This is a genomic window from Nocardia sp. 2TAF39 (assembly GCF_052114905.1).
Classification (GTDB): domain Bacteria; phylum Actinomycetota; class Actinomycetes; order Mycobacteriales; family Mycobacteriaceae; genus Nocardia.
The window spans coordinates 123,498-136,661 of sequence record NZ_JBFRFQ010000011.1 but is presented as its reverse complement, the minus strand read 5'-3'; the positions used below and the strand labels follow the sequence as shown (position 1 = coordinate 136,661).

At 65.7% G+C, this 13,164-nt stretch carries 13 protein-coding genes and 1 pseudogene; 4 read left to right on the top strand and 10 right to left on the bottom strand.

What is annotated here, in order from left to right; all coding sequences use genetic code 11:
- Positions 1-338 precede the first annotated feature (338 nt).
- Complete coding sequence (locus AB4Z47_RS09480; protein ID WP_441949589.1) at positions 339-1,088, top strand: LGFP repeat-containing protein; 750 nt, start codon at positions 339-341, stop codon at positions 1,086-1,088.
- A 115-nt stretch (positions 1,089-1,203) separates the two neighbouring features.
- Here the strand turns inward: AB4Z47_RS09480 and AB4Z47_RS09475 are convergent, their stop codons facing one another.
- A complete protein-coding gene (locus AB4Z47_RS09475) occupies positions 1,204-1,794 on the bottom strand; it encodes a TetR/AcrR family transcriptional regulator (protein WP_441949588.1) in 591 nt (196 codons plus the stop codon).
- A gap of 504 nt (positions 1,795-2,298) precedes the next feature.
- Positions 2,299-2,853, bottom strand: coding sequence for a TetR family transcriptional regulator (locus tag AB4Z47_RS09470; RefSeq protein ID WP_441949587.1), 555 nt, complete (start codon positions 2,851-2,853; stop codon positions 2,299-2,301).
- Positions 2,854-3,039: 186 nt separating this feature from the next.
- On the opposite strand from AB4Z47_RS09470, the gene AB4Z47_RS09465 reads away from it, so the two are divergent.
- Entirely contained in the window at positions 3,040-3,267 is a 228-nt protein-coding gene (locus tag AB4Z47_RS09465; protein ID WP_441949585.1) for a hypothetical protein, read from the top strand.
- 137 nt (positions 3,268-3,404) lie between these two features.
- On the opposite strand, the pseudogene AB4Z47_RS09460 reads toward AB4Z47_RS09465, so the two are convergent.
- The 6 genes and pseudogenes from AB4Z47_RS09460 to AB4Z47_RS09435 form a co-directional block, all read right to left on the bottom strand.
- Positions 3,405-4,828: pseudogene (locus AB4Z47_RS09460) on the bottom strand (AMP-binding protein).
- Positions 4,821-5,423 carry an energy-coupling factor transporter transmembrane component T family protein gene (locus tag AB4Z47_RS09455; protein ID WP_441949584.1) on the bottom strand — a complete coding sequence of 201 codons (603 nt, stop codon included), beginning with the start codon at positions 5,421-5,423 and terminating at the stop codon, positions 4,821-4,823. The pseudogene AB4Z47_RS09460 and the gene AB4Z47_RS09455 overlap by 8 nt, the downstream one beginning before the upstream one ends.
- Positions 5,420-6,100 (bottom strand): energy-coupling factor ABC transporter ATP-binding protein, encoded by a 681-nt coding sequence (locus tag AB4Z47_RS09450; protein WP_441949583.1) that lies wholly within the window; start codon positions 6,098-6,100, stop codon positions 5,420-5,422. Before AB4Z47_RS09450 ends, AB4Z47_RS09455 begins: the two co-directional genes overlap by 4 nt.
- A complete protein-coding gene (locus AB4Z47_RS09445) occupies positions 6,097-7,224 on the bottom strand; it encodes a thiolase family protein (RefSeq protein WP_441949582.1) in 1,128 nt (375 codons plus the stop codon). Before AB4Z47_RS09445 ends, AB4Z47_RS09450 begins: the two co-directional genes overlap by 4 nt.
- Positions 7,221-8,345 (bottom strand): class I adenylate-forming enzyme family protein, encoded by a 1,125-nt coding sequence (locus AB4Z47_RS09440; protein ID WP_441949581.1) that lies wholly within the window; start codon positions 8,343-8,345, stop codon positions 7,221-7,223. Before AB4Z47_RS09440 ends, AB4Z47_RS09445 begins: the two co-directional genes overlap by 4 nt.
- Positions 8,338-8,922 (bottom strand): biotin transporter BioY, encoded by a 585-nt coding sequence (locus tag AB4Z47_RS09435; protein ID WP_441949601.1) that lies wholly within the window; start codon positions 8,920-8,922, stop codon positions 8,338-8,340. The genes AB4Z47_RS09440 and AB4Z47_RS09435 overlap by 8 nt, the downstream gene beginning before the upstream one ends.
- A 234-nt stretch (positions 8,923-9,156) precedes the next feature.
- Here AB4Z47_RS09435 and AB4Z47_RS09430 point away from each other — a divergent pair, with 234 nt between their 5' ends.
- Complete coding sequence (locus AB4Z47_RS09430; protein ID WP_441949580.1) at positions 9,157-9,699, top strand: hypothetical protein; 543 nt, start codon at positions 9,157-9,159, stop codon at positions 9,697-9,699.
- Between the two features lie 295 nt (positions 9,700-9,994).
- A complete protein-coding gene (locus tag AB4Z47_RS09425) occupies positions 9,995-10,693 on the top strand; it encodes an NUDIX hydrolase (RefSeq protein ID WP_441949578.1) in 699 nt (232 codons plus the stop codon).
- A gap of 166 nt (positions 10,694-10,859) precedes the next feature.
- Here AB4Z47_RS09425 and gndA read toward each other — a convergent pair whose 3' ends face one another.
- Positions 10,860-12,305, bottom strand: coding sequence for an NADP-dependent phosphogluconate dehydrogenase (gene gndA, locus AB4Z47_RS09420; RefSeq protein WP_441949576.1), 1,446 nt, complete (start codon positions 12,303-12,305; stop codon positions 10,860-10,862).
- A 147-nt stretch (positions 12,306-12,452) separates the two neighbouring features.
- Positions 12,453-13,130 (bottom strand): FadR/GntR family transcriptional regulator, encoded by a 678-nt coding sequence (locus AB4Z47_RS09415; RefSeq protein WP_441949574.1) that lies wholly within the window; start codon positions 13,128-13,130, stop codon positions 12,453-12,455.
- Positions 13,131-13,164 lie beyond the last annotated feature (34 nt).

Genomic DNA, 13,164 nt, shown 5'->3' with positions numbered 1-13,164 from the left:
GCCCACTCGCTGTCGTAATCATCTCGATGCTCGACAACCAGCCGGACAGCCTTGGCCTTGGTCGCTTCGTCGTACTTCGCTGGCATGGTGTGCCCATCCTCCTCAAGAAAGAAGGTGAGCACCAAACCCGGGGCGATTCACTGTTCACCCACACGGGCTAGATTTGCCACAACCAGATCGAACACGCGCCACTCGCTGTCATAAGCGTGTCACCATGGCCGACTTCGTCACCAAAGAACGATGCCGCGCTAACGATCAGCAGCACGCACTGACACAGGAGATGTCGTGTGTCCGACCGCTCGTATCCAGCCAACACAACACCCCTTCAGGGAGATCCTTTGGAACCGCGAACCCACAACCGGCCAGGCAGACGCAGCACGGTCGCTACTCTCGTCACCGCGGCCCTGTTCGCCGCTACCCTGAGCACGACCGACGCCACCGCACGTCCCATCGGCCCCTTCGACATCGGCGGAGCCATCGAGGTCGAATACGACCAAGCAGGCGGCCCAGCCTTCTTCGGCGACCCCACCAGCCCCGAATCCGACGCCGCCCGCGGCGGTCGCTATCAAACCTTCCAGCGCAACGCCGCTATTTACTGGCACCCCGGCGCCGGAGCCAACCAAATCGGCGGCGCCATTCGCGACAAATGGGGCAACCTCGGCTTCGAGAACGGATTACTCGGCTACCCCGTCACCCGCGAAACGGCTACCCCCACCAAACCCGGCGCCTACAACCACTTCCAAGGCGGCTCCATCTACTGGTCTCTCGGCACCGACGCCCACCAAATCGGCGGCGCGATCCGTGACAAATGGGGCAGCTACGGCTGGGAAAACAGCCCCCTCGGCTTCCCCATCACCGACGAAACCGCCGCCCGCAAAGACAACGGCCGCTATAACCTCTTCGACGGCGGCGCCATCTACTACTCCCCTCGCACGGGAGCCCACGTCGTCTGGGGTGCCCTACGCGATAGCTGGGAAGCCGCAGGCTCCGAAGCAGGCCGCTACGGCTACCCCACCAGCGACGAATACGACTTCGAAAACGGCAAAGCCCAGGACTTCCAAGGCGGCCGCATCACTTGGACCCCCTGAACCGAAGCCCTGTCCGTGGACCGGCCCGGCAAGTCCGGAGAGTTACTGCTGTGACAACTCAGGTCGCCGGGCCGGTTGCCGTGAGTTCGAAGGTGTGCCACCGAATGAAGCCGGATCAGCGGAACAGCGCCCCCGCGATGACCGCGGTTACCATCTTGCGGACGGCTCCGGCCTCGGGCGGTGCGCTTTTCCGATCGGCGAACAGCAGGTGCGCGGCCCCGATCAGCGTGGGAGCGAGTGTGTCGACGTCGGCATCGGCGGCAATGCGGCCCAGTTCACGCTCCGCGGCGAGATAGGAGGCGATCATGGTCGCAGCTTCCGTGAGGACCGGGACACCGGCGGGCCAGGCGTGGCGCAGCCGGGCACGCAGCTCGTCCCGGAAAATGAGGAGGGCGACGATCGCCACAGCGACCGACTCGAACAGGGCCGTCAGCGCGTCGGTGAGGTTGTCGGCGACGGTGCCGGTCCCAGCGGAGTCGCGCAGGGCAGCGGCCTGAGTATCCATCCGGTGGGTGCGGTCGAGCACGAATTCGGCAAGAAATGCGTCGAAGTCGTCGAAGTGCCGGTGCAGAACGCCCTTGGCGCAGCCTGCCTCCGCCGTGACCGCCCTGCTGGTCAGCGCGCTCGGCCCGTCCCGGAGCAGCACACGCTCTGCCGCGTCGAACAGCTGTTCCCGCACGCCACGAATAGCCAACCCGGTCGGCACCGCGCATCCCTCCTTGCCTCGCTCAGCACCACTCGAGTGACGAGTGGGCACATGCCCACCATGGTGGGCATGTGCCCACTATACGGCCGGAGCGAGTGAATCTGTCTGTCAACGAACCGCACCGACACGACAGGTAGCAGAGTCGTTCGACTCGGACCCCGAGCGCTACCACCGGGCCCGGCCCGCAATCCCGACGCCGAGTACCCGTCCGGGCCGGGCATTCCGCGCTGATAGATCGGCGAGTCGGGCATGACCCGGCGGTAGACCACTGCGAAGACTTCACGCACGTCGGACGGGGGCTGGAACGCGATCCAGAACACTGCCAGCCGTCCACCGGGGCGTAGCACCTGCGCCGCCTTGGCTGCGGTCGGCGGTAACTTCACGATGCGTTACACCGCTGTGGTGGTCACTGCGGCACGAATCGAAGCCTGAGCCGCAGGTGCCGGCCTGCCCCGGTGGGCCGCACCAGCCGAACCGAGCCACGATCGCCGCGCCGGGGCGGGTTCAACCGTGCAGCCCGCGTTCGAGCAGCGACCACGCACGTATGGCCGTCTCCTCGCGCGAAGGCGGCGCCGTCTTCGCGAGAATCGCGGCGAGCATCGCGATCGCCATGACGACGTCCGAGGCTGTCACGTCCGCGCGCAGCGCGCCACGCCGGTCCGGGTCGTCGAGCTTGCGGTTTATCAGGTCTATCAGGCGCCACGCGACCTGGAAGAGGCGAGGATCGTCCGTGCTGGTGGGATCGAACATCGCGATGAACGCCGCGGAAGAGACGAGCTGGGCGACGATTACGGCGAGAACGTGGTCGACGGTCGCGTCCGGATCCGCCGCAATTGCCTCGACCTCACTGATGTTCTCCTCGAACACGGCCAGCGCAATACTTTCGCGATTCGGGAAATGGCGATATAGCACGCCCTGCCCCACCCCGGCGGTGCGCGCGATCGAGCTGAGCGGCGCGTCGAAGCCGTTCTCCGCGAAGACCACCCGCGCGGCCCGAATCAGTGCCGCCCGGTTTCCCGGCGCCGCCTTCGGCCCGCGGTTCGCGCGGCGTGCTGCCATTCCTGAAACATTAATGCACCGAATCCAGTCGTTCGGGCCGCCGCAAGGTGCACCGACAGACCTCCACGTGCGACCAGGATTCGGTGGTCGAATCCCTCGGGCGAGCGCCACCCACTCTTGACGAAACTGTCGACCTTCACGCACGCGCCGGTCACTGCTGACCTTGACTGCCGCCGCCGGGTGCGGGTGGAGACACCGCACCAGGTCGCCGATGTCGAACGCGCCGAGGACAGCCGCTGGGTCGTCCACGTCGAACAGCTCGACACCTTCGGCAATGTCCTGGAGAACAAGATCCTCACCAGCAACGCCCTGGCGATGGCGGCGGGCAGCCTTTCAACACCACCGAGCTACATCCAGAACAACCACATCGCTCTCGACAATCTGGTCGCAACAGACGTCGGCACGGTGATCTGACCCCGCCATGCCGGGCGAGGACGCCCCGCTGTGGCCAGTGCGGCGTACGACGCCAGCCGCCGTCCTGCAATACCGTGAGGCAAACGCGTATCGAGCGCGTCGATGGTGGCTGCGGACGCCGAATTCGACGGCTGGGGTCAGCGGTCGGGCTCATCCCCGATCCCGACGGGACGGCCGCCGCCGCGATGGGCGGCGAGGGTAACGGAGAGAGCCCGACGATCGAGCTTTCCACGTGGTGTGCGCGGCAGGCTGTCGACCACCAGGACTTGGACCGGCATACTCGGACTCGGCAAGGTCGCGCGCAGTTGTCGCCATATTTCGTCGGAACTCGGAACGTTGCCGTCCACTACGATCGCGGCCGCAGGCACCTCACCCATTCGCGCGTCGGGCACTCCGATGCAGGCGGCCTCCGCGATACCCGGAATCGCGATGAGCGCCGCCTCGACAGCGGCGGGTTCCACGTTGAGTCCCGCCCGAATGAGCATGTCGCTGTGACGGCCGAACAACTGCAGGCGGTCATCGACCACCCGGCCCCGGTCGCCCACCGACTTCCACCCCTCGACGGGACCGTCCACCACACCATCCTCGGTCAGATAGCCGTCGAACAACATGTCGCTGCGCACGAAGACCAGGCCGTCTCGGATCTGCACCTCGACGCCATCGAACAGTTTGTCCGCCGAATCCTCGTCGGCTGTCCCGAGTCCCCGAGAGAACGACACGAAACTCAATTCGGACGCGCCGTAGAAGTGCACGAGCGACGCGTTCGGCACGATCTCCTGCAGCGCTCGACGGCCCGTGTGCGGCCACCGGGCCGCCGAGGACAGCACCCCACGGACGCTCTCGACCGGAGCAATCCCCGACCGCACCACATCCCAGGCGATCGTCGGCACCGAATACAGGTGTGTGGGCCCGTCGTGCAGAGCCTGCACGACTGGTCGCAGATCCACCGTCGCGCCTCGGGTGAGGGCATGCAACGCGCCGTACAGGAAATGTGTGTGATCGAGGACGCCGGGCACCGAAACGCGATTTCGGCTCGCGATGTCGAACGTGCTGTCGGAACGATCGAGAGTCGTGGCCCACGATCGTTGGTTGCGCACGAACAACTTCGGTTCACCGGTAGTTCCCGAGGTGATACCGACCAGCAGTTCGGTGCCGGGATGCGCATGGCCGACCGGACCGTCTGATTCCAGCGCTGCAGCCGTCCGGACGGTCCCGTCATATCCCACAGCCTCCGCAACCGGCGGTGTTGTTGCGACGCGGCCACGACGGCACCGGGTTTCGCGAGCTCGAGCACCCTGGCCAGCTGACTCGGCAGCAAGTGCCGGTGCAGCAGCACGACGCTGACACCGGCGTGCATCGCCGCCGTCACGACGACAAGCGATCCGACATCCGACGTGGGTAGCACGGCAACCCGGTTCATACCGCCGAGCCCTGCGGCAGTGCGAGTGACCCTTGACCAGAACTCGCGATAGTCGACGCTCTCGCGACTGGAAACGATGGCTGTCGACTCCGGGGCGTCGGCGGCCTGTCGGGCGATACGTTCGCCCAGCAATTCAGTCATCGTCCACTCCCCTCGCGGCAAGGGCGTCGCCCATCGCATCCGCGGTGCGCAGCGCCCGGACCAGCACAGGCGTGGCCAGTGCCGTCATCGACCATTGCAGCCCGCGGGCGCGGCGCGCCTGAGCGACGTCGTGAACGATCCCGGCCAGCAACGGAACACACCGGATGGCCAGAGCCAGCAAAAGCCCGACCCGGTCGGGATCGACGCCGAACTTCCGTAGCGGTCCGAGTGCGCGTGTCACGGTGTCGAGCATGTCCGTCACGCGAGTGGTGAGCGTGACCAGTGCCGCGAGGGCCACCGAGATCAGCAGAACGCCGCATACGACGACAGCCCGCGCCGGCGAGGTGGTCAACACTTGGAACACCGCGATGATCAGCACTAACCACACCACCGGACGCAATTGCGCCAGAGCGACTTTCACTGGAATACGGGCCACCGCAAGCAACCCCGCCACCACCACACTGGCAACACCGACCTGCGGCAGGCTGCGCACGAACACCGTCGCCGTCACGATCGACACGATCAACAGCATCAGTTTCAGCCCGGCGGGCATCCGGTGCAGCAGCGAGTCACCCGGGAGATACATGCCGATCATTCGATCAATTCCCGGTAAGCGGGCACGGCGTCGTCCGGGGTTCCATCGAACGCCACGCCACCCTCGTCGATGACGATGACCCGCTCGAAACTGTCCAACAGCGACAGCTGATGCGTCACTACGATCACCTGCTGATCCATGGAATCCAGTGCCTCGGCGACCACGCGGGTGTTCCGCAAGTCCAGCAGGGTGGTCGGCTCGTCGGCGATGATCACCTCAGGCCTGCGGATGAGGACGGCGCCGATGGCGAGCAACTGCTTCTGTCCACCGGACAACAGGTGAGCTGGATGGTCGGCGTGCTCCTCGAGTCGGAACCGAACCAGTATCTCCTCGACACGCGCCGCTACTTCCTGCTTGCTCAGACCCGTTCGCCGCAATGAGAAAGCGAGATCCTCCGACACCGTGGGCATGACGATCTGGGTGTCGGGATCGGTGAACACGAACCCGACCTTGCGCCGCACCTGCGCGCCCTTCCTGGCTGCGTCGACTCCGTCGACCGTGACGGTGCCGGAAGTCGGCGTCAGCAGCCCGTTGATCATGCGCGCCAAGGTCGATTTGCCGGAACCGTTCGATCCGATGATGCCGATGCGGCGCTCTCGGATTCGTAAATCGATGTTGCGCAAGACTTTTCGATCCGCAAAAGCGTGACTCACCGAGTCGAAGACGATCTCACTCACGACACACGCTCCACAAGCATGGCGATGCCTTGCCCACCGCCGATCGCACATGCCGCGAGCCCGACTGCGGCTCCGCCCGCACGGAGCATCTGACTTGCCAAACGCACCAATAAGATGGCTCCCGACGCACCCCAAGGATGGCCCAGCGCGATCGCTCCGCCCTGTGGACAGATCTTGGACTCGTCCAGCCCCAATTCATCCGACACTGCCAGCACCACCGACGCGAAGGCCTCGGTGATCTCGATGACATCAAGATCTGCCGCATGGAATCCGGTTCGCCGCAATAGTTTGCGTATTGCCGGGACCGGTCCGAGACCGGGAAAGGCAGGGTCGGATCCGGCCACCGCGGAACCAAGTATCCGCAGCGCCGGCAGCCCCGCTGCGAGCGACTCACTGGTGACCGCCACTACCGCAGCCCCGTCGGAGATGCCACACGAGTTGCCCGCTGTCGCCGTTCCGCCTGCCCCGAAACCGGGGCGCAGCCGCGCGAGCCGGGCCTCGGTCATCCCTGCGCGAATGCGTTCGTCTCGGTGCACATCGCCGATCGGCACGATCTCCCCCGAGAAGTCGGCCGCCGCGGCGAGCGTGTGCGAGCGTGCCGCATAGGCATCCTGCCGCTCACGGCCGATACCACGGATTCGTGCGAGATCGTCGGCGGCCACACCCATTTCTGGATCGGGAAAGCCTTGCGGCACAAAGGGAGCGCGGGTGTATCGCACGGGGTCGGTGCCCGATGTCGGCGGCCAGAACCGCCACGGCGCCGTACTCGCCGATTCGACGCCACCGGCCAGAATGAGCTCGTCCGCGCCGCTGCGCACACGCAACGCCGCCTGCATGACCGCGTCGAGGCCGGATCCGCACTGACGATCGATGGTTACGCCGGGAACGTGCACGCCCAAGCCCGCTTGCAATGCCGCGATTCGGGCCGGGTCACCACCCGGCCCGAGACAGTTACCGAGGACCACATCGTCCACCTCGGCGTCGATACCGGCACCACGCAGCGACGAAAGCACGTCGCGCAGCACAGGGGCGGCCAGATCAGTGGTAGTCAGATCGGCGAACCCGTGCCCGGCGTTGCCGATCGGGGTCCGACGCGGCGCTACCAGAACGGGGACATGGTTCATGTCAGCAAGTCTTTCAGCCGACCACGGGCAACCTTGCCGTTGGCAGTCCGCGGCAGCGATCCGAGCAGCACCCAGCGACGGGGCATTGCCTCCCTGGTCAGCACCCGACGTGCTCGCGTCCGAACCTCGTCGATCCTCGCGGCGCCGTCGAGTTGCACCGCAGCCGTGATGATTTCGCCGAACACCGCATGCGGCGATCCGACGACGGCCGCGGCGGCGACGCCGTCGAGCGTCTCGAGGATGCGTTCGACATCCTCGGCGACCACGGTGGTGCCGCCGACATTGATCGCATATTCTCCCCTGCCCCGGACGGTCAGTTCACGGTTGTCCCCGAGCTCCGCGAGATCGCCGACACCGAACCACTCGGGCGCTCCGATTACGCGGTAGGGAGACCGGACGTAGAGCAGCCCACCGCGAACGTCGGCATCGACGCCGTCCACCAGTCGAAGCGGCTCGGGCACGCGCCGCGCCGCGACAAGTGAGACTTCCGCGGAGCCGTAGTACTCGATGATCTCGATGCCGTCCGCCGCTGTCCGAGCGCCGTCGTCCAGGGCGATGCCCGCGACGATCGCGGTACGCAGATTCGGAGCACTACGTACCACCTCACGCAGAACAGCGGGGACCGCATGCACCACCGTGGCCTGCGACAGGTCGTCGGTGACGCACGCACCTCGCCACAGCGCGTGCAGCGCACCGAACAAATGCATCGTCGCGTGCAACGGGCCGGTAATCAGCACACGGTCCGAAGCCTCGACGCCGGTGATCGTGGTGAATGCGGGGAAACTGTCGAACCAGGATGCCGCCGTCCGGGCGAGCGGCTGTGGACGCCCGGTGGAGCCCGATGTCGCCACCAGCAGAAACGCTGACGGCGGAATGCTCGGGCGGTGGGGACGCGCATCGGGGTTCTCGACCGTCACCGGAACGCCGCGCCGCGCCGCGGCACAGACGCAGATCAAAGCATCCGGAACCGCGAGCGTCGACGCTTCGTAGACGAGCGCGTGCGGTCCCTGCCGGTCGATCCACCGCTCGATCGCATCGTCGAGTTGCCGATAGGTGTAGGTGCGGCCACCGAAGTCGATAGCAAGCTGATCGCCCTCGCCGCCGAGTTCGGGACTACGCACCGATCACACCGGGGTACGCACGGTGCACTCCCTTGGCGACCACAGTCGCCACGACAACTTTCACCAGGTCGCCTGGAATAAACGCGAAGTTGGTGGTGACGGCGGACCCGACACCCAAATCGGTGCGGAGCAGCAGCCCGACGGTGCCGAAGAGATAGATGATCAAAATCCCGCCGACCGCATTGACAAGCAGACCGAGAACGATCGGGTATCGCGGCAGAATCCGGGCGGTCAGCAGGCCGATGAACAGGGCTGCGGGAATCCAGCCGATGAGGTAGCCGGCACTGGGTCCCGCCAGCGCGGTCAATCCGGTTCGACCACCAGACAGCAGCGGCAAACCGATCATCGTCAGCGCGAGGAAGACCACGACGGCAGCCGTACCCTTGCGGGTCCCGAGCACCGCACCGGCCAGGATGACACCGAGGGTCTGCACGGTGATCGGCACGCCGCTGAATCCGACCGTGATGGCACCGGGCAGACCCAACGCGGCGATCAGCGCCGCGAACACGGCGATCTGCGCCATGTCCCGCGCGGAAATACCGACCCTCGACTCCCGAGAGTTCTCGACACCCTCCACGACGACATCCTTCACTACAAAACTTGAACGACGTTCAAGATAGCAGCCCGAGTGCGGCGGCGGGCCGCCCGAATCCGGTTTGCGGCACCGATGCACAAGCCTGGCCGGACTCCTAGACTTGGAAACTGCGGCACGGTCGGCCGTCGAGGCGCCAGCGCGACTCGGCGATCGGCATATCTCGAAGTCCCGATCCAGCCAGGGCCGAATTTCCGCCCGTTCCCCGGAGGAGGCCGCATGCCCGATCCGTCGCACATGAAAGTCTGCCTCTTCGGCCGGGGTTGCACCTGCCCCACCGTCACGCTGTTTCTCGCCCCGGAGCCGCTGATACCTGGCGGCAGCATATTGCACCTGCTCGAACAGGCGCCGCTCGCCGACGACCCAGGCGCGCCGAGCCTCGACGCGGGATTGGTCGAGTTGGTGCAGACCGAGTCGGCTTCCGCTGATTTGGGACGGCTGGTGCGCATCGAGTTCCAGGCGTTCCGGTCCGATCTCCCCGACCCTGGCCCGGTCCGTGCCATCCTGCACGACCATCACATCTCCGATACCGCGCCGATGGGTCTGGACGTCGGCGATCCCGCCGAGCTGACGCGGCTGGCGCTGCTCCCGGAGCGGCTCATCGGATTTCGCCGCACCGACGACTTCCAGCAAGACGCGACACGCAGCGCGATGTTCGCGGTGTACCGCCACTTCGAGGTCGATCAGCGCATCCGCCTGATGTATCACGGCTTCGCCGATCCCGCCACGGGCTGGTTCACGCTGCGCACCGCGATCGCCTGAACGCTCGCTGATGTCCTCTCCCGCCTGAAGGCGGCGGGAGATTCCGGTCTATGCGGGCTATGCCGCGCTTCCGGTGGGTTTCTGCTTCAACGCCGACTGCTCGACCGAGGCCGACACCAACTCTCGAGCGTCGGACTGTCGGTACGCCCTGTGGCCGGGATATTCTTCGCGGCGTTCACATCCCGATCGTGGGTCTGGCTGTAGCCCATCCGCTCGTCGGTCCCACCGTTGTCAACTCGCGAAGTAGCTCCAGTGCCCGCGCCAGTCACTCGCGCGGTGGGGCAAGATCGACGATATGGGCCCTACCCCGGGACAGCGTCTCCCCGAGAAAATCAACGACTTCCGCGTGCTCGCGCACTCCCGGCTGGACGATTTCCCGCACATAGAAATTCCGGATGCTCCGGGTACACGCCGTGCGGCGGTTCTGCTGTGCGTGGTCGAGCAGGCCGAAGGAGGGCTGTCGGTGATCGTCATCAAACGGGCCTACCGTGGCCGCAACGCCGGCCAGTGGGCACTGCCCGGGGGCCGACTCGACGAGGGCGAGACTCCCGAACAAGCCGCAGTGCGTGAACTACACGAAGAACTCGGCCTGAGAGCAGATCCTGCCGATCTCATCGGCAAGCTCGACGACTTCCCCGCCGCATCGGGATTCGCGATCACCCCGATCGTCGTCGCGCTGACCGACACCACCGATCTACACCCCAGCCCCGACGAGGTCCACTCCGTACACCTGGTCGACCTCGCTCGGCTCGCCGCCGAGGACACCCCGCGCTGGGTCCACGCCGACGACGCGGTACGACAAGCAGCACTCCGCGACAACGCGCCGCCGGCCGACGAAACGGGCCTGCTGCAAATGCGACTCGGCCCGAACATGACCATCCACGCGCCAACCGGCGCACTGCTCTGGCAATTCCGCGAGATCGTCCTCCTCGGCCGAACCGCGTCCGCCGCCCGAGTCGCCCACTTCACCCAGCCCGATTGGACCCACCGCTAGCGCACGATCAACCGGACATGGCTGCGGCGGTGCACCTGCGCACTGTCGCTCCAGGCGAGACCGTTGTGCGGTGCTTCGACGATTCTCCCATCGGAATGTTCCGCTACGGATGAAGCGGGCGAACAGGGTTCGTGGCGTATTCCACGGCACCTATGCCGACGTGACGTCAGTCTGCGGAGACTTCGCTGCGGTCTCCGCTCCAGAGGGTGTGGAACTTGCCGTCCGCATCGATGCGCTCGTAGGTGTGTGCACCGAAGAAGTCGCGCTGACCTTGGGTGAGAGCAGCCGGGAGCCGCTCGGCGCGCAGGGCGTCGTAGTACGACAGCGACGATGCGAAGGCAGGCACCGGAATTCCGAGCAGGGTGGCCGTGGATACGACACGCCGCCAGCTGTCGATGGCCGTTTCGATCGCGTCACGGAAGTACGGCGCGAGGATCAAGCTAGGCAGTGCAGGGTTCTCGTCGTAGGCATCCTTGATCCGGTTCAGGAATCGAGCCCGGATGATGCAACCGCCGCGCCAGATCGTTGCCAAGTCGCCGGGGTGCAGGTCCCAGTTGTATTCCGCGCTCCCTGCGGCAATCTGGTCGAAGCCCTGCGCGTACGCGACAACTTTGGACGCGTAGAGGGCCTGCCGAATATCTTCGGTGAATTGTGCTGTATCGGTGGGCTTTTCACCGAGTTTGCCCGAAGCGAGACCGGCAGCGGCTTTCCGCTGCTCGCGGGAACCGGACAGTGCTCGCGCGAATACCGCTTCGGCGATCCCCGTCACCGGTACACCGAGATCGAGTGCGGCCTTCACCGTCCAGCGGCCGGTACCCTTCTGCTCGGCCGCGTCGACGATGACATCGACGAGCGGTCGGCCCGTTTTCGCATCCATCTGGTTCAGAACCTCGGCCGTGATCTCGACGAGGTAGCTTTCCAATTCTCCAGAATTCCACTGGGTGAACACCTCGGCGATCTGTTTCGCGCCGAAGCCGAGCGCATCGCGGAACAGATGGTAGGCCTCACCGATCAGCTGCATATCGGCGTACTCGATGCCGTTGTGGACCATCTTGACGAAGTGCCCGGAGCCATCGGGGCCGATATGCGTGCAGCACGGTGTCCCGTCGACGTTCGCCGCGATCGATTCCAGCAGCGGTCCGAGCGAGTCGTAGGACTCCTTCGGCCCGCCCGGCATGATCGCGGGACCGTTCAGCGCGCCCTCCTCGCCGCCGGAGATGCCGGCACCGACGAAGTTCAGTCCGCGCTCCTTCATCGCGGCTTCACGCCGAATGGTGTCGGTGTAGAGCGCGTTACCGCCGTCGATGATGATGTCGCCCGGATCCATGGCGGCGGCGAGCTCCTCGATGACGGCATCTGTCGGATCGCCCGCCTTGACCATGATCAGCACCCGGCGCGGCTTCTCGAGTGCCGCGACGAACTCCTCGATGGTTTCGGTGCGCACGAAATCGCCGTCCGCCCCGTGTGCCGCGAGGAGTGCGTCGGTTTTGGCGATGCTGCGGTTGTGCAGCGCCACCGTATAGCCGTGCTTGGCGAAGTTTCGGGCGATGTTGCTACCCATGACCGCCAAGCCGGTAACCCCGATCTGTGCGCGCGCTGTAGAGGACGCCATGAACCCGCTCTCTTCGTTCGATAGATGTATTGGGTGACCGCGCGACGCTGCGCGGCGGCATCGTGGAGTTCTTCCACAACACCTCGACCTTTCTACCTCTTACCCGCACAGCAATGAATTAGCGAGGTCCACTGCCGGCTGCCGCGATCACTCGCCGATGCGGGCCAAGGTCTCGGCAACTCGCTCCAGATGCTCGGCCATCGCTGAACGAGCGCCCTCCGGCGATCCCGCCTCGATTGCACGGACAATGGCCTCGTGTTCCCGATCGGAGTCGGCGCGGCGGTCTTGGGTCAGGTTGAGGAACTCCGACTGGATGTCCAGCGCTCTGCGGGTGTCCGCGACCAGGGTGGCCAGCATCTTGTTTCCACTGGCGGCCGCGATCGCGGTGTGCAACTCGCCGTCGTATCGGACCCATTCGTGGTCATCGGCGGCGGCGGCAAGTTTGCCGAGCATCTCGACAAGCCGCTGCAGCTGGTTCGGTGAGCGACGTTCGGCCGCGAAGCCCGCGGTGGGGATCTCGATGAGCTGGCGAGCCTCGATCAAGTCTTCGGCATCGACACCGGCGAACGTCAGTTGCGAGCTCTCCTTCTTGGAGACGACGAAAGTGCCCCGACCGGTTCGTGTCTCAGTGAGGCCCAAGGTCGCGCAGGCATGCAGCGCCTCACGGACCACCGGACGGCTCACGCCGAACTGTTGAGCCAAGGCGAGCTCGGCGGGTAAGCGGTCACCTACCGCGTACCCCTCGCTTTGGATCAGGCTTTTCAGCCGACGAAAGACCGCTTCTGTGGCGCCGATGCGCTGGACCCGTCCTTCTTCGACCGTCACGTGACCCAGTATGGAGATCCGCTGTTATGGCGTC

What these genes read in the sequence shown, in the direction of transcription:
- AB4Z47_RS09470 (WP_441949587.1), bottom strand. Translation starts at nt 2,853, where the DNA reads ATGGCAGCACGCCGCGCGAACCGCGGGCCGAAGGCGGCGCCGGGAAAC.
- AB4Z47_RS09455 (WP_441949584.1), bottom strand. Translation starts at nt 5,423, where the DNA reads ATGATCGGCATGTATCTCCCGGGTGACTCGCTGCTGCACCGGATGCCC.
- AB4Z47_RS09445 (WP_441949582.1), bottom strand. Translation starts at nt 7,224, where the DNA reads ATGAACCATGTCCCCGTTCTGGTAGCGCCGCGTCGGACCCCGATCGGC.
- AB4Z47_RS09430 (WP_441949580.1), top strand. Translation starts at nt 9,157, where the DNA reads ATGCCCGATCCGTCGCACATGAAAGTCTGCCTCTTCGGCCGGGGTTGC.
- AB4Z47_RS09425 (WP_441949578.1), top strand. Translation starts at nt 9,995, where the DNA reads ATGGGCCCTACCCCGGGACAGCGTCTCCCCGAGAAAATCAACGACTTC.
- gndA (WP_441949576.1), bottom strand. Translation starts at nt 12,305, where the DNA reads ATGGCGTCCTCTACAGCGCGCGCACAGATCGGGGTTACCGGCTTGGCG.